Raw genomic sequence first — 15,565 nt, forward strand, 5'->3', positions numbered from 1 at the left:
TTGGGGGGCGAGACCGAATGGCCGTCACTGATTCCCCCGCAAGCATCATCTATGATAGCCGCCATGCCGCGATGGTGCGCGTCAGAGCGAGGCGGCCTCGATAAGCCGTCTGGTGTAATCGGATTGTGGGTCGCCGAGCACCGCGGAGGTGACGCCCGTCTCCTCGACCCGCCCGTCATGGAGCACCACGATACGGTCGGCGATGTGCCGTACCACGCCGAGATCGTGGGAGACCATGATGATGGCGGTGTCCGGGCGGGCCGCACGGATGGCGGCGAAGGTGTCGAGTATCTGGATGCGGGCGGCCACGTCGATGGCGCTCATCGGCTCGTCGGCGAGTATCACTTTGGGTTCGTTGATGACGGCGCGAGCGATGGCCACACGCTGCGCCTGTCCGCCGGACAGGTCGATCGGGTATCGTTCCAGGAAGTCCGCCGGTTCGAGGCCGGCCATGGTCAGGGCCGAGGCCACCCGTTCGGCGATGGCCGCGGATCCAAGGTCACGCCGTTGCAGGGTCAGCGGTTCGGCCACCGATCTGGCGACCCGCCATCGTGGGTCGAGCGAGGAGAACGGGTTCTGGAACACCAGACCGGATTCGCGGCGCAGGGCCCGCCCTCCCGGCGACCTGCGGCCCGGGGCCACGGATTGGCCCTCGTAGTCCACGCTGCCGGCGTCGGCGGGTTCCAGGCCCAGCATGATGCGGGTCAACGTGGATTTTCCAGAACCGGAGCCGCCGATCACGGCGAGGCATTCGCCGGCATGGACGTCGACGGAGATGTCGAAGAGGACTTGGTGGCGTGCGGCGCGCGGGCCGAAGGATTTGGTGATGGAGTGGGCGGAGAGGAGCGGCACACTGCTGTTACTCATGCGAATCCTCCTTGGGAGTGTGGAGGGTGAGGGTTTGGGCGGCGGCGACCAGGCGCTGGGCTTGTGGTGTGGTCGGCGCGGCGAGCAGATCGGCGGTGGCCCCTGATTCGATGATGCGGCCGGCGTCCAACACGTAGCATCGTTCGGTGGCCCGCGCGAGCACGGAGAAATCGTGGGTGATGAACAGCATGGATGCGCCGGCGTCGTCCACCAGCGAGGTCAGCAGGTCCACGATCTGGCGTTGCGTGATGGAGTCGAGCGCCGTGGTGGGTTCGTCGGCGATGATGAACCGCGGCGAGGTGATCAGCGCCGTGGCGATGCCTACGCGCTGCTGTTGGCCGCCGGAGAGTTCATGCGGGTATTTGCCGGCCACGTCACGGCCCAGTCCGACCTTGTCCAACATGAAGGCCACCCGGTCGGCGCGTTCGGCTTTGCTCAGATCGTAGTGCATGCGCAACGGCAGGGCGATCTGCTGCGCCGCGGTCATCACCGGATTGAGCGCATGGGCCGGATTCTGGAATACCGTGCCCACATACCGGCCTCGCAGGTCGGCGAGGACATGCTCGTCGGCGTATGCGCAACGCGCGTTCCCCGCCAGCCCGTCCGCGCCGCCGTCTTCGCCGGACAGCACGGAGGCGTCCCCCATCGTGATCTCGCCGGACGGCACGGCCTCATGCGGCAACAGGCCGAGCAGCGATTTGGCGATCATCGACTTGCCGGAGCCGGAGGCCCCTATCAGGCCCACCCGTTCGCCGTCCGCGATGGACAGGTCGACGTCCCCGATAATCGGCGTGCCGCCGATGACGATGCGCAGTCCACGGATCTCAACGCTCATCGTCTGCCTCCTTCGCCGCCGACGCGGCGTCTGCGCGCACGGCGCGGCCGACCCCGGCCGATCGCCGCAGCGCGGGGTTGGACACCGGGTCGGTGGCGTCGCGCAACGCGTCGCCGAACAGGTTCAGCGCGACCACCACCAGGGTGACGATCAGACCGGGCCACACCACCGTCAGCGGAAACACGTTGATGAGTTTGACCGAGGTGGCCAGCGAATGGCCCCAGCTCGGCACCCCCGCGCCGACGCCCACGCCCAGATAGGTCAGACCCGCCTCGGCCAGCACCGAGGTGCCCGCCGACATCGACGATTGCACCATCAGCACCGGCGTGATGTTCGGCACGATGTGTCTGACCAGTACGCCGAACCCGCTGGCGCCGTTCGCCCGGGCCGACTGCACGTATCCCGAGCGGGCGGCGAGCAGGGCGGCCGGACGGGCGACGCGCGCCAGATGCAGCCCGTAGCCGATGGAGCATGCGCCGATCACCACGGCCGCGGATGCGCCGAACGGCACGGCGAGCAGCAGGGCGATGAGCACGGTGGGGATGGAGATCAGCGCGTCGACCACGGCGACCGACGCCGAGGCGAGCACCGCGGAACGGGCGACCATAAGCCCGACCAGCAGCATGCCGATGCAGGCCGAGCAGATGACGGTCAGCAGGGCGATGGCAAGGTTCGTGCGTGAGCCGGCCATCAGCCAGCTCAGCACGTCCGCGCCGGTGCCGTCGGTGCCCAGCCAATGCGCGGACGACGGCTTGTCCCACACGTGGTAGCCGTCGGTGGCCAGCAGCGACTGCGGGGTCCAGAACAACGACACCAGGGCGACGACCATCCACAACCCCAGCACGATCAGCGAGTAGCGGCCGGTGCCACGGGACCAGATGGTGCCCAGAACCACGCCCGAACGACGCCATCGACCATTGCGATCAACCATCATTCCTCCTTTCCGGCGGCCAGACGCGGGTCAAGCAGCGCGTGCAGCAGATCCACCGCCAGGCCGATCAGCAGGAAGAACGCGGCGAGCAGGAACAGCTCGCTTTGCACGGCCACCAGATCGCGGTTGCCGACGTCGCCCACCAGCAGGGCGCCCAGACCGGGCAGGGCGAACAGGTTCTCCACCACCATCACGCCGGTGATCATCGAGGCGAACGCCAGTCCCACCACCGAGACGAGTTGCGGAGCCGCCAACCGCAATCCCACGCGCACCAACGCCTGGGTGCGGGTCATGCCGCAGGACATGGCCATATCGATCGGACCTCCCTCATCGGCGATGCCTTCCAGAATGGAGCGCGTGTAACGCATGATGCCCGCACCGGACACGAATCCGGTGGCCAGCGCCGGCAGGATCAGGGACGAGACCGCCCGCCCGGGAGCGCCCCACCCAGCGGCGGGGAACCCCTGCGAGGGCAGCAGACCGACAAGGCCCACGCCCCGCGCGAACAGGAGGATGAGCAGCAGGCCGCTCCACAGGGCCGGCACGGCGCCGCCCACGATGGACAGCACGCGCAGGAAACCGCGCACGGCCGGCGACCGGGAGATCACGGCGGCGGCGCCCATGGACAAGCCGAGGGTGAGCGCGATGGCCAGACTCATCACGATCAGCGGGAACGTGATCGTCGCACGTTGGCCGACCTGGGAGGTCACCGCCCGTCCGGTCAGCGCCGACACGCCGAGGTCACCGTGCAGCAGCCCTCCGGCCCAGTCGAGATACTGCACGACATACGGCCGGTCAAGGCCGAATTCGGCGCGCAGGGCCGCCACACGCGCCGGTGATGCGTTCATGCCGGCCATCACGACCGCCACGTCGCCCGGCAGGATGCGCAGCATCGCGAACACCAGCACCGAAATGCCGAACAGCGCCGCCGCGAACAGCAGCAAGCGTTGCATCAAGAACCGCATAACGCCTCCCTTATCGATTCCCTCGGATTCCCTCGCCACCGCCCGTGGCGTCACCGGCCGGATGGGCCGTCCACGGTCGGGCGCGCCACGGAATCACTCCCGCGCCGCGCCCGACCGATGGATTCCGGGACTACTTGGTGTAGGTGATCCGCCAGAGGGGCAGCACGGTCTGGCTCAGGTTCTGCGGGAAGCCGTCCACGCCCTTGGCGTAGGCGATGGTGACCTTCCAGCTGAACAGCCAGTCGGCCGGCGCGTCCTCGGAGACGATCTTCGCGGCCTTGGCCAGATACTTCGAGGCCTCGTCGTCGGAGGTGGCCTCCAGCGCCTTGGCGTACAGGGCCTGCACGTCCTTGTTGTCGTAGTGGAAGTAGTAGCTCGGCGTGGTCCATCCGTAGAAGTCGTGGCTTTCGGCATGGTCCACGAGCGAAAGATCATAGTTGCCGTTGGCGTGCACGTCCTGCAGCCAAGTGGAGAACTCCACGTAGTTGATCTTCAGGTCGATGCCGATGGGCTTGAGCTGGCTCTTGAGCTGGTCGCCGAGCTCGGTGCCGTACACGTTGGCGTAGGTGAGGGTCAGGTCCAGCGGCTTCGACTCGGAGTATCCGGCCTGCTCCATGAGCTTCTTGGCCTTGGCCACGTCATGCGGGTACAGGCCGCTCAGATCCTCGTAACCGGGATCGACCTTGGGGATCGGACCGCCGAGGGGGGCGTCCACGCCGCCGCGCGAGGCGATGATCTGCTTATGGTCGATGGCGTATCGGATGGCCTGGCGGACGCGCTTGTCGGAGAGCTTGTCGTTGGCCATGTTGAAGGCGAGCACGAACTTGTCGGAACCGTCACCGGACTTGACCACATAGTTCGGATCCTTGCGGAACGGATCGGCAAGGGTGGCGGAGATGGGCGAAAGCACCTGCACGTCGCCGCTCTTGAGGGCGTTGATGCTGGCGTTCTCGTCCGGCAGGAACCGGACGATCACGTTCTCGGTCCTCGCCTTGTGCTCGGTGCCCCAATACTTGGGGTTCGCCTTGAGCACGATCTTGTCGTTCGGGTCGAAGGAGACCACGGTGTACGGGCCCGAGCCCAACGCGCCGTTCTTCTGATCCCAGGTGGCGTCCTTGTCGTAGACCAGGCCGGGACGGCTGGTGAGGTACCACAGCATGTTCGAGTTGGGCGCGGAGAGGGTGAGCCTGACCGTGTTGGCGTCCACGGCTTCGGCTTTGTCCAGGCTCTTGACCTGCTCGTAGTCGTAGTACTTCTGGGCCTTGAGCTCGTTGATGGACCACGCCACATCCTCGGCGTCGAGCTTGTCGCCGTTGGAGAAGTTCATCTTCTCGTTGAGGTGGAACGTGTAGGTCAGGCCATCCTTGGAGATCTCCCAGCTCTTGGCCAGACCGGGGTGGACCTTGTTGTCCGAGCCACGCGAGACGAGACCCTCGTACACGTTGCCGATGAGGATCTGCTCAAGGGCCGAACCCGACTGGTGGCGGATGTCAAGATTGACCGGGGCGAGTTTGAGGCCGACGGCCACAGTGTCGGATCGGCTGGCCGAGCCGGAGACGTTCGCGTCCTTGCCCTTGCCTTTCCCGCCGAAGACGGTGACGCCCACGATGAGCGCCGCGGCCACGACGACCGCGATCAGCGTCCACAGCCACCATTTCGGGCCGCCGTTCTTCTTGTTTGATGATTTCGCGCGCGCGTTCAGGCTCGCGTCGGTGCTGGCGGCCTGATTCGCGCCGTCGATGTTCCTGTCTTCGGTTGCGCCGGACTCGCCGTGCACACCATTGTTCTGGGACATGGATACTCCCTGATGCATTCGGGCATGCTTACGCCCGAATATGGTTTCGTTGTTATCTTGCGTGGTTGACCGCCCATTCGGGTCGATCACCACGTTCTACTATATCCCCGGACACGCCGGAGGCAATGGCTATACTGGATTGCGGCGCCGACGGAGGGTCCGCGGCGACCACAACACGCGGCGCATCGTCGGGCAACGACGCGGGAAGCGCTGGCGTGGGCACACGTGCGGCCTTGGCATAAGGCCGGGAGGCAGCTATGGCACATATTCTTCTGGGCGTCACCGGCAGCATCGCCGCATTCAAGGCCTGTCATCTGGCATCCGATTGGACCAAGGCCGGCCACGAGGTGCGGGTTATCGAAACCACAGCGGCCGAAGGTTTCGTCACTCCCCTGACCTTCACCGCGCTGACCCATCAGCCCACCCGTACCACGATGTTCCCCGTTTATCCGGCCGCGCACGGCGACGTGACGGCCAATCCGACCGTGCCAACGACCATCAATCATGTGGCCGATGCGGCCTGGGCCAATCTGCTGGTGGTGGCCCCGGCGAGCGCCGACGTCATCGCCCGCATCGCCTGTGGATTGGCGAACGATACGCTGACGTCCACCATTCTGGCCTATGAGGGGCCGAAGATCCTATGCCCGGCGATGAACGTGCATATGTGCAACAATCCGGCCACGCAGCGCAATCTGAAAACCTGCGCCGAATTGGGCTGGCAGATTGTGGAGCCGGAGGAAGGCAATCTGGCTTGCGGCGACGTGGGACGAGGCCGTATGGAAGAGCCGGCGCGCATCGAGGAAGTGGCCGCTCGGTTGCTGGCGGATGCGCAGGATGACCAGGCTCCCTCATCTTCCCCGCTCAAGGGGCTGCGCGTGCTGGTCACTGCCGGGCCAACGCAGGAGCCGCTAGACCCGGTCCGCTATCTGACGAACCATTCCACCGGCAAGATGGGGTATGCGATTGCCTCGGCCGCAGCCGAATTTGGTGCCGACGTAACGCTGGTCTCCGGTCCAGTCGCCTTGACTGCGCCCGATGCGGTGGATGTGGTGCGCGTCACGACCGCGCAGGATATGTTCGATGCGGTGGCCGACGCCTTCCCGGCGGCGGATATCACGATTATGGCCGCCGCCGTGGGCGATTTCCGCGTGGCCGAGATTGCGCCGGAGAAAATCAAGAAGGCCGGCCGCAGCAGCATCACCGTGGAGCTGGTTTCCAACCCGGATATTCTGGCGTGGGCCGGCGAACGCAAGCGCGACGACGGCTCGCAGATCCTGTGCGGATTCGCGATGGAGACCGAGCATCTGATTCGTAATGCGGAGAAGAAGCTGACGTCCAAGCATTGCGACATGCTGGTGGCCAACAATCTGCGCGACGCCGGTGCCGGGTTCGGCACCGACACCAACGTTGTCACCGTGCTCACGTCCGGAGCGGAGGATGCCGGTACCCCGAAGATCGAGCATTGGGACAAGATGGACAAAACCGTGCTTGCGCAACGACTGTTGCTGCGGCTCGCAGCGTTGCGTTCCGGCGGCGCGAGCAATGTCGATGACGAGAACAAGGAGGCCTGACCCATGCTGATGGCGGTCGATATCGGCAATACGAATATCGTGATCGGTTTTCTGGAGGGCGACCGCATCGTCGGCTCCTACCGCATCACCACCAAGGCGACGCACACCTCAGACGAATACGGTCTGATGATCACGCAGTTCCTGGCTTTGAGCGATTACACGGCCGACGATGTGGACGATGTGATCGTCTGCTCGGTGGTGCCGAAGGTGATGTATTCCTTCCGCGCCTCGCTGATCAAATTCCTCGGATTGGAACCGATGGTGGTGGGCCCTGGCGTCAAGACCGGCATGAACATTCGTCTCGACGACCCCAAAACCTTGGGCTCTGACTGCATCGCCGACTGCGCCGGCGCCTACCACACCTATGGCGGCCCGGTGCTGGTGGCCGACTTCGGCACCGCCACCACGTTCAACTATGTGGACAGTTCCGGCACGATTCGTTCCGGCTTCATCACCACGGGCATCCGCACCGGGGCCGAGGCGTTGTGGGGGCAGACCGCCCAGCTGCCGGAAGTGGAGATCACGCAACCACAGTCGATTCTGGCCACCAATACGCGCACTGCTATGCAGGCCGGACTGTATTACACGTTCCTCGGTGGCATTGAACGCACGATTCAGCAGTTCCGCAAGGAAATCGATGAGCCGTTCCAAGTGGTAGCCACGGGAGGGCTCAGCCGCATTTTCAAGAACAACACCGACATGATCGACGTCTACGATTCAGACCTGATCTTCAAAGGCATGGCATACATCTACTCGCGCAATGTGAAGTAACGCGGCGTGCAGGAATCAGCCGCGCATAGCGCAGTCGATTCCGTCCCTCCCCGAAAACCAACTCAAAACCCTACTTAATCGTAAAGCCCTGATTGAAGCCGTATTCTCGGAGGTCTTTCTGCCATCGGGCCAGGCCGTCGGAGAGACTGACTTTCTTGCCGGGCTTCTCCAACGGTTCGAGCGGGTTGCCTTTCTCGTCCTTCATGCCCATCTCAATGGCTTCCTGTCGCTGCTGATAGTCGTGGAAACTGCTGGACCATTCGTATGCCTGGCCCACCGTCGATTTGAAGTCACTGCGCGCATACACTTCGAACGGCAGATACTGGTATCCGATCGGCACATCCTCGGCGGCCTCCGACAGTACACGGTTGAACTTCTGCCCGCCGAAATACGGGATTTCAATGCCACGGTCATTGGTAACCGTGGTTTTATCCAAAAAATCAGCGGAATTCAGGGTGGCATAATCGGCCGGGAAAGCACCGCCATCCACACGCGCGCTAATGCCTTGGGCGTTATGCGCCACAAAGTCCACGAAACGATAGGCCGCATCCGGCTTACGGGTCAGCTGCAACACGGTCAGCGCCGATCCGCCGTTTTCGGCATTGGCGGGCTGCCCACCATAGGTGGGCATGGGAGCCACGCGCCACAGACCGGCCGCGCCCGGCACATTGGACAGCAGCAGCGACGGCATCCAAGCTCCGGAGAACACGGAGGCGATGGTGCCGGTGCTCACGCTGCTTTTCCACCGATCCGACCATGTGGCGGAGGTGGTATCGACAAGCCCCTCATCGATCATTTTCTGCCAGAATTCGGTGAACCGTTGGGTGCCGGCATCCTCATCCAAATCGATGGTCACGGTTTTACCGTCGGCCGACGTGTGGAACGGCTGACCACCGGCAAGCCAGACCATCGCGTCATAGAAACTGCCATCACCCGAGTCGGCGGCGATGTACACGCCGATCTCCTTGAGCTTTTTGGCGGCCTCATAGTAGTCATCCCAAGTCTTGATCTTGGTGGCGTCCACGCCGGCTTGGCGGAACACGTCTTCGTTGTAGAAGAAGCCCATCGGGCCCGAATCCATGGGTAGCCCGTAGATACGGCCGGCGAGCTGCACGGACGACCATGTGCCGAGGGTAAAGAAGTTGGAATAATCCGAGCCGATCTTGTCGGTCAGATCAAGCAATTGGCCGGAGACCGCGTACTGCAACAGTGCGTAGTATTCGATTTGAGCCACGTCCGGCGTGCCGTAACCGTCCTGAATGGCGGTATTGAGATTGTCGTAGCCGGAGATGTTGGTCCATTTCACGCGGATGTCCGGATTGGCTTTTTCGAAGCGGCGGATGACCTCCCCCATGCTCGGTTCCCAGCTCCATACGCTGATCTCCGTACGGTTGTCGTCCGTAGCCTGCCCGCACGAGGCCAGGGATACGGAAAGGATGGCAGTCACTGCTATGGTTGCCATTCTTTTGATTCGCTGTCCGATCACTCGCATGGTGACGAGTGTACTAGGCGGGGCTTAAAACGGTAGATGCATCCTGCTCATGACCACCCTACCCGACTTTGCTGCCCGGATTCAACTTGTAAGTGCAACGGCTGGTTTCGGGTCGGCTTGTTTTGATTGTAGCTTGGCCATCTCCTCGTCCCATACCTCGTTGGGCGTTTTGTAGCCGAGGAGCTTCATCGGGGTGTCGTTGATCTCCCCGACGATCGCGTCGAGGTCCTCCTGGGCCAAGTCCTCGAAACTGGTTCCCTTGGGCAGGTAGCGGCGGATCCTGCCGTTCCTGTTCTCGTTGCTGCCACGCTGCCAGGAACTGTACGGGTCGGCGAAGTACGTGAGCATGCCCAGCGCCTCGTCCACCAGCATGTGCAGGCTCGCCTCCGTGCCGCTGTCCCACGTGCGGTCGACGCGCGCGGCCGGCGGCATGTCCTTGAAGATCTCGTATTCGGCCCTGGCCGTGGCGGACGCGCTCTTGTCGTCGACGAGCCGGGCGAACAGCCTGCGGCTCCTGCGCTCCACCTGCGTGTTCACGCAGCGCCTCGACGGCGCGGCGCCGACCACCGTGTCCGACTCGAAATGGCCGAACCCCTTCCTGGATCCGACCGCCTCGGGCCGGTCCGCGATGGGCACGCGCATCGGGATGCGCGGCCCCTTCGCCTTCCTACCCTTTCTCCTCGTCCGGCGTTTCCTGCCGCGCGCCAGATACTGGCGCAGGTCCAGCGCCCGCTGCGGCTTGGCGTAGATCCACTGGTAAAGGCACTCGTGGCTGATCCGCATCGACGGGTCGCCGGCGTGCCGGGCCTTCAACCGTCCCTCGATCAGTTCCGGGCTCCACCCCCTGCGCAGCGCGTCAAGCACCCAGGCGCGCAACGGGCCCGAATCCATGCGACGCGGTTTCCTGGACTCGCGCCGACGCCGGTCGGCCTTTCTCTGCGCGGCCAGCGCCGAATAGAACGGACCCGAGGTCCACGGCCCGGTCTTCAGCCGTTTCGGCCGGTAGGGCCGGTACGACCCGTTCTCGTTGGACGCGAACCACAGGCCGCGCCTCAGCTCGCGGCTCACCGTGGACTTGTCCCGGCCGATCCTCTCCGCGGTCCGCCGAATGCCCGGATGCCGCTCGCAATGCAGCTTCTCGATCAGGATCCTCTCCTCGGACGACAGGTGCGAATACTGTTGACCCATGAGTGCAACACCTTCTTAAGTTAGAAACTGAACACTTCCAACCCTAGACAAGGTGTTGCACTTCTATCTAGAACCCGGGTCGGAGAAACGAAAACGACTCCCCTGCTACGATGAGCAGCAAGGGAGCCGTTGAGTAATTAGGCGCTATGCGCGGTTTTACAGCTTGACGACGAGTACGCCGTTGGGCTGGATGGCGGCCGTGTGCTCGGACTCGTTGACCTGGGCCAGCGAGGCGACCAGCGGTTCGCCTTCCACGTCCACGACCGCAACATCGTGGGTGCGGTTGAACAGGAACACGAAGTGGTTCTCGCCAGTTTCGTCCGCACGCTCGACGCGCAGCACTTCACCGCGATCGTCCTCAGCCGAAGTCTCGATGCCGAGTTCCTCCAGCAGCGCGGGCAGGCTCTTGGCCAAGCCCTCACGGCCGAGACGGGCACCGACGTATGCGGCCTTGCCGTCGCCGAAGTCGTTGACGGTGATGGCGGGAGCGCCGTCAAAACCGGTCCACTTATCTGCCTTGAAGGAGGCGACCACGTGAGCGGTATCGGCCACGGAGGTGATCACGTCGGCGAAATCGTGCGCCACGGTTCCGTTGTCCAAGTCAAGGTGGTCCATGGTGCCGGGGGCGTCGGTGCCCATCGGGGCGAATTCCTCGACGCGCACGCCCACCACGTCGCGAATGGAGCCGGGGTAGCCGCCCAGCCAGACGTGATCCCTGTCGTCCACCAGACCGGTATAGTAGGTCACGAACAGCTTGCCGCCGTTCGCCACATACTCGCGCACGCGGCGCGTGGTCTGCTCGGACAGGATGGCCAGGCTCGGCAACACGACGGCCTCGTACTCATCCCAAGGACCGCGGACCGGCACCACGTCGGCGGTCAGGCCATTGTCCGCCAGCGCGCGGAACCAGTCCAGCGGCTCGGTCCAGTGGCGCACCTCCTGCGTGGGGGTGGCGGTGTGCTCGGTGGCCCACTGGGACTCGTAATCGAAGACGACGGCGACCTTGGACTTGACCAGCTTGGTGCTCAGCAGGCCCTCGTCAGCAAGCTTGTTGAGGTCGGCACCCAGCTCGCACACATCGCGGAAGATCTGGGAGTCGGGGCCCGCGTGGGGCACCATGGCGGAATGCCACTTCTCGGCGCCGGCCTTGGACTGACGCCACTGGAAGTAGCAGATGGCGTCGGCGCCCATGGCCAGATGGGCCAGGGAGTCGCGCACCAGCTCGCCGGGCTCGAGCCGGTAGTTGGTCGGGCGCCAGTTGACGGCGGACGTGGAATGTTCCATGAGGAACCACGGGTTCTTGCGGGCGATGCCGTCGGTGAGGCAGGCCGCGTAGGCCATCTCGTCGAAGTGGGCCTCGCCGGGCGAGAAGTAATGGTCGTTGGACACGAAGTCCACGTCGTGGCCCCACTTGTCGTAGTCGAGGACGGTGCAGCCCGCGGAGACCATGAAGTTGGTGGTCTGCGGCTTGGGGGCGATCTCGAGCAGGGCGTCGCGCTCGGCCTTGTAGAAGTCCAGCAGCGCGTCGGAGCTGAAACGCTTCCAATCAAGCAGCTTGCCCGGGTTCATGAAGTTGCCGTCGCCGATGAATCGTGGCGGGATGATCTCGGAGAAATTGTTCATGCGCTGCGCCCAGAAGGCGGTGCCCCAGGCGTCGTTGACAGCGTCGATGGTGCCGTACTTCTTCTCGCACCACTTCTGGAAGGCGCGCTCGGCGTCTTCGGAATAGTCGAAGCGGTTGTGGCAGCCGTACTCGTTGCTCACATGCCAAGAGACCACATAGGGGTTGTCCTTGTAGTGCTCGGCCATCTTGCGGCACAGGTTGAGCGCGTAGTCAAGGAAGACCGGGCTGGTGGCGCGCCAGTGCTGGCGGGCACCGGGCTGGCAGACGTCGCCGCGGTAGTCGACCCAGAGGATCTCCGGGTGGGCCTGGGTCATCCACATCGGCGGGGATGCGGTGCCGGAGGCGAGATCGACGGCGATGCCGGCCTTGCCGAGCTTGTCGATGACGCGGTCGAGCCAATCGAAGTCGTACACGCCTTCTTCGGGCTCAAGCTTGGCCCAGGAGAAGATGGCTACGGAGACGAGGTTGACGCCGGCCTGCTGCATGAGGGCTACATCTTCGTCCCACACTTCCTCAGGCCATTGGTCGGGGTTGTAATCGCCGCCGTACCAGATGCGGGGCTTGTTGCCCGCAAGTGGCTGCGGCCACTTGAACGCTCTATGTTCCATGATGATTCGGTTCCTTTATTGCATTGCATCGATAGTGTGCATGTACGCGAGTGGATTTTCTCATGTCACACAGACACACGGGACGACGCCGGACGGGGCGTCGCGGTCAGATCAGCAACGGTTGCCGGGAAACGAATTCCCGCTCCTGCCCCGTCACCGGATCGGTGAACCGCAGCACACGCGCCACCAACTGCAGCGGCTGGCTGAAATCGTCGTACCGGCGCGCCTGGATGCATGGATAGAAATCATCGCCCACGATGGGCAGCCCCAACGCATTCATGTGGACGCGCAGCTGATGGGTTTTGCCGGTATGGGGGCGTAGCGTGTAGCGGCAGACGGGCACGGCCGACGGACGGGGGCCGCCCGCCATCGGCATGCACGGCTTCACACCGGGGAAAGGGGACACGGGTTCGCCGCGTTCGATAAGGGTTTCGGCGTTGACCAAGCCCGGCGTCTCGAAGGCGGCCAGAACGCCACGCTCCTTGACGATATGCGAGCGGCGCAGCAACGGGAACGGACGCGGCGGGTCGATCCGGGTCACGGTGCCGTATCGAGGCCGCACGATCGGCCGGCATGGCGCCAGACACTCGTAGACCTTGACCGCCAGCCTGTTCTGGAACAGCATCTGATACGCGCCGCGGCAGGCCGAATCCCGCACGAACACCAATACGCCGGCGGTCATGCGGTCCAATCGGTGCGCTGGCGTGATGTCCGGCTCCCCCAGCCGCTCACGCAATCGGATCAGCGCGGTCTGCCGATACCACATGCCGCGTGGCATGGTGGCCAGAAAATGCGGCTTGTCCACCACGATGATCCGCTCGTCCTCATACAGCACGTCCATCTCAAACGGAATATGAGGCTCGTCAATCACATACCGATGTGGCTTACTCAACGGTCACGGACTTGGCGAGGTTGCGGGGCTTGTCCACGTCGTAGCCCTTGAGCTTTGCCATGTCCATGGCGAACAGCTGCAGCGGCACCACGTCAACCAGCGGGCTCATCAGCGTTGGGCAGGCGGGGCGCCAGAACACCACGTCAGCGTACCGTTCCACATCCGGGTCGCCCTGCTCGGCCACGGCGATGATGTACGCGCCACGAGCCTTGACCTCCTCGATACCAGAGATCACCTTGGCGTGCAACACATTGCGGCCGCGCTGCGGCGGCACGATGAACACCACCGGCTCGCCCTCGTCCACCAGCGCGATCGGTCCATGCTTGAGCTCGCCGGCCGCGAAGCCCTCGGTGAACGTGTAGGCGATTTCCTTGAGCTTCAACGCGCCCTCAAGCGCCACCGGGTACCCCACGTGGCGGCCGAGGAACAAGAAGGAGTTGGCGTTCACCATGCGCTCGGCGGCCGCCTGGATGGTCTTGGGCTGGGTGTCGAGCACCCACTGAATCTTGCGCGGCATGTCTTTCAGGGAGTCGAGCATCTGATGAATCTCATCGCGGAACATCGCGCCCTTGACCTGCGCCAGATACAGGCCCAGCAGGTAGGCGGCGGTAATCTGCGCCACGAACGCCTTGGTGGATGCCACGGCAACTTCCGGGCCGGCGTGTGTGTAGAGCACGGCGTCGGATTCGCGCGGAATGGAGGCACCCTGCGTGTTGCAGATGGCCAGCACCTTGGACCCCTGTTCGCGCGCGTGGCGCAGGGCCATCAGCGTATCCATGGTTTCGCCGGACTGAGAAATGGCCACCACGAGCGTACGCGGGGTCAGAATCGGGTCACGGTAACGGAATTCGTGCGCGAGTTCGATTTCCACGGGGATACGCACCCAGTGTTCGATGGCGTATTTGGCTACCTGGCCGGCGTAGCTGGCGGTGCCGCAGGCCACGACGATGATTTTGTCGATGGCCTTGAAGTCGTGTTCGTCGATACGCACTTCATCAAGGGTGATGTCGCCATTCGTGTCGAAGCGGCCAAGCAGGGTGCGCTGCACTGCGGCAGGGTCTTCGTGAATCTCCTTGTCCATAAAGGAATCCCAGCCGCCCTTTTCGGCGGCCGAAGCATCCCAATCCACGGTGTAGGTCTTCGGGTTTTCGACCACGTTGCCGTTGAAATCGGCGACGATGACTTTGTCGGCGGACACGCATACGGCCTGATCCTGGTCGACTTCCATGGCGCGCTTGGTGTAGGCCACGAATGCGGCGACGTCGGAACCGAGGAAGTTCTCCCCCTCGCCAAGGCCCACGACCAGTGGCGAATCATGGCGGGCTCCGACCACGATGTCCGGCTGGCGGCAGTCGGTGGCCAGAATGGTGAACGCGCCTTCAAGCATGCGGGCCATGCGGCGCACAGCCTTGAACAGGTCTGGCTTGCCTTCATCCGCGATAATCTTGTCCACGATCTTGCCGAGCAGCTTAGCGGCCACCTCAGTGTCGGTGGCAGAGGCGAATCGGTAGCCTTCGGCCTGCAGGTCGAGACGCAGCTGAGAGGCGTTTTCGATGATGCCGTTATGGATGATGGCCACCTTGCCGTCCATGCTGGTGTGCGGGTGGGCGTTCACGTCGCTCGGCTCGCCATTGGTGGCCCAGCGCGTGTGGCCGATGCCCACCGTGGCAAGCGGCATCGGCTTACGCTCGATGTCTTCGACCAGGTTCTTCAAACGGCCGGCCTTCTTGCGCACGACCACCTTATCCATGCCGGGCGCGGTCAGCGCCACACCGGCCGAGTCATAGCCTCGGTATTCCAGACGTTCCAGGCCTTGCAGGCAGACCTCCAAAGGCCTACCGCATGCCGTTTCAATATTTCCCGCGTATCCAACGATTCCACACATGGCTCACCAGCCTAGCGGACGATTATTGCGCAAAGCGAATCCAACCCGCCGTATTCGCGCGATCGGAGCATGCGGCGCGGGCGAAACACCCGGCGTGTCCGCCCGGCTTGGCATGGCCTACAGCACGTGCTGTAGGCGGAG

12 protein-coding genes are annotated in these 15,565 nt (G+C 63.9%); 2 read left to right on the forward strand and 10 right to left on the reverse strand.

All coding sequences use genetic code 11. The features are described from left to right. Nucleotides 1-81: 81 nt before the first annotated feature. The 5 genes from MMB48_RS08745 to MMB48_RS08765 all read right to left on the reverse strand — a co-directional run bounded on the left by MMB48_RS08745 (nt 82) and on the right by MMB48_RS08765 (nt 5,393). A complete protein-coding gene (locus MMB48_RS08745) occupies nt 82-867 on the reverse strand; it encodes an ABC transporter ATP-binding protein (RefSeq protein WP_032744488.1) in 786 nt (261 codons plus the stop codon). Further along, on the reverse strand, nt 860-1,702 hold the full coding sequence (locus MMB48_RS08750) for an ABC transporter ATP-binding protein (RefSeq protein WP_032744489.1): 843 nt from the start codon (nt 1,700-1,702) through the stop codon (nt 860-862). The genes MMB48_RS08745 and MMB48_RS08750 overlap by 8 nt, the downstream gene beginning before the upstream one ends. Further along, nucleotides 1,692-2,633 carry an ABC transporter permease gene (locus tag MMB48_RS08755; RefSeq protein WP_012578283.1) on the reverse strand — a complete coding sequence of 314 codons (942 nt, stop codon included), beginning with the start codon at nt 2,631-2,633 and terminating at the stop codon, nt 1,692-1,694. Before MMB48_RS08755 ends, MMB48_RS08750 begins: the two co-directional genes overlap by 11 nt. Then, a complete protein-coding gene (locus MMB48_RS08760) occupies nt 2,633-3,598 on the reverse strand; it encodes an ABC transporter permease (RefSeq protein WP_032744490.1) in 966 nt (321 codons plus the stop codon). The genes MMB48_RS08755 and MMB48_RS08760 overlap by 1 nt, the downstream gene beginning before the upstream one ends. A gap of 130 nt (nt 3,599-3,728) precedes the next feature. After that, nucleotides 3,729-5,393, reverse strand: coding sequence for an ABC transporter substrate-binding protein (locus MMB48_RS08765; protein WP_032744491.1), 1,665 nt, complete (start codon nt 5,391-5,393; stop codon nt 3,729-3,731). A 257-nt stretch (nt 5,394-5,650) separates the two neighbouring features. Here MMB48_RS08765 and coaBC point away from each other — a divergent pair, with 257 nt between their 5' ends. Both coaBC and MMB48_RS08775 read left to right on the forward strand, forming a co-directional pair. Then, nucleotides 5,651-6,964 (forward strand): bifunctional phosphopantothenoylcysteine decarboxylase/phosphopantothenate--cysteine ligase CoaBC, encoded by a 1,314-nt coding sequence (gene coaBC, locus MMB48_RS08770; protein WP_032744492.1) that lies wholly within the window; start codon nt 5,651-5,653, stop codon nt 6,962-6,964. A 3-nt stretch (nt 6,965-6,967) separates the two neighbouring features. Further along, nucleotides 6,968-7,735: a type III pantothenate kinase gene (locus MMB48_RS08775; protein ID WP_012578287.1), complete on the forward strand. Its 768-nt coding sequence runs from the start codon at nt 6,968-6,970 to the stop codon at nt 7,733-7,735. A gap of 70 nt (nt 7,736-7,805) precedes the next feature. Here the strand turns inward: MMB48_RS08775 and MMB48_RS08780 are convergent, their stop codons facing one another. The 5 genes from MMB48_RS08780 to glmS form a co-directional block, all read right to left on the reverse strand. Continuing rightward, nucleotides 7,806-9,227, reverse strand: coding sequence for an ABC transporter substrate-binding protein (locus MMB48_RS08780; protein ID WP_032744493.1), 1,422 nt, complete (start codon nt 9,225-9,227; stop codon nt 7,806-7,808). 81 nt (nt 9,228-9,308) lie between these two features. Beyond that, nucleotides 9,309-10,415, reverse strand: coding sequence for an IS30 family transposase (locus MMB48_RS08785; protein WP_176338722.1), 1,107 nt, complete (start codon nt 10,413-10,415; stop codon nt 9,309-9,311). 156 nt (nt 10,416-10,571) lie between these two features. Then, nucleotides 10,572-12,647, reverse strand: a complete 2,076-nt coding sequence (locus MMB48_RS08790) for a beta-galactosidase (protein ID WP_032744778.1) — start codon at nt 12,645-12,647, stop codon at nt 10,572-10,574. A gap of 106 nt (nt 12,648-12,753) precedes the next feature. Next, a complete protein-coding gene (locus tag MMB48_RS08795; RefSeq protein WP_050496303.1) occupies nt 12,754-13,488 on the reverse strand; it encodes a pseudouridine synthase in 735 nt (244 codons plus the stop codon). 43 nt (nt 13,489-13,531) lie between these two features. Beyond that, nucleotides 13,532-15,424 (reverse strand): glutamine--fructose-6-phosphate transaminase (isomerizing), encoded by a 1,893-nt coding sequence (gene glmS / locus MMB48_RS08800; RefSeq protein ID WP_032744780.1) that lies wholly within the window; start codon nt 15,422-15,424, stop codon nt 13,532-13,534. Nucleotides 15,425-15,565: the final 141 nt, after the last annotated feature.

Origin of the sequence: Bifidobacterium sp. FKU, from assembly GCF_026016385.1 — a bacterium.
Taxonomy (GTDB): Bacteria; Actinomycetota; Actinomycetes; order Actinomycetales; family Bifidobacteriaceae; genus Bifidobacterium; species Bifidobacterium infantis.

Excerpts from the sequence above, each read along its gene's own strand:
- MMB48_RS08765 (WP_032744491.1), bottom strand. The coding sequence starts at position 5,393 with ATGTCCCAGAACAATGGTGTGCACGGCGAGTCCGGCGCAACCGAAGAC.
- MMB48_RS08790 (WP_032744778.1), bottom strand. The coding sequence starts at position 12,647 with ATGGAACATAGAGCGTTCAAGTGGCCGCAGCCACTTGCGGGCAACAAG.
- MMB48_RS08775 (WP_012578287.1), top strand. The coding sequence starts at position 6,968 with ATGCTGATGGCGGTCGATATCGGCAATACGAATATCGTGATCGGTTTT.
- MMB48_RS08760 (WP_032744490.1), bottom strand. The coding sequence starts at position 3,598 with ATGCGGTTCTTGATGCAACGCTTGCTGCTGTTCGCGGCGGCGCTGTTC.
- coaBC (WP_032744492.1), top strand. The coding sequence starts at position 5,651 with ATGGCACATATTCTTCTGGGCGTCACCGGCAGCATCGCCGCATTCAAG.
- glmS (WP_032744780.1), bottom strand. The coding sequence starts at position 15,424 with ATGTGTGGAATCGTTGGATACGCGGGAAATATTGAAACGGCATGCGGT.
- MMB48_RS08750 (WP_032744489.1), bottom strand. The coding sequence starts at position 1,702 with ATGAGCGTTGAGATCCGTGGACTGCGCATCGTCATCGGCGGCACGCCG.
- MMB48_RS08795 (WP_050496303.1), bottom strand. The coding sequence starts at position 13,488 with ATGGACGTGCTGTATGAGGACGAGCGGATCATCGTGGTGGACAAGCCG.
- MMB48_RS08785 (WP_176338722.1), bottom strand. The coding sequence starts at position 10,415 with ATGGGTCAACAGTATTCGCACCTGTCGTCCGAGGAGAGGATCCTGATC.
- MMB48_RS08755 (WP_012578283.1), bottom strand. The coding sequence starts at position 2,633 with ATGGTTGATCGCAATGGTCGATGGCGTCGTTCGGGCGTGGTTCTGGGC.
- MMB48_RS08780 (WP_032744493.1), bottom strand. The coding sequence starts at position 9,227 with ATGCGAGTGATCGGACAGCGAATCAAAAGAATGGCAACCATAGCAGTG.
- MMB48_RS08745 (WP_032744488.1), bottom strand. The coding sequence starts at position 867 with ATGAGTAACAGCAGTGTGCCGCTCCTCTCCGCCCACTCCATCACCAAA.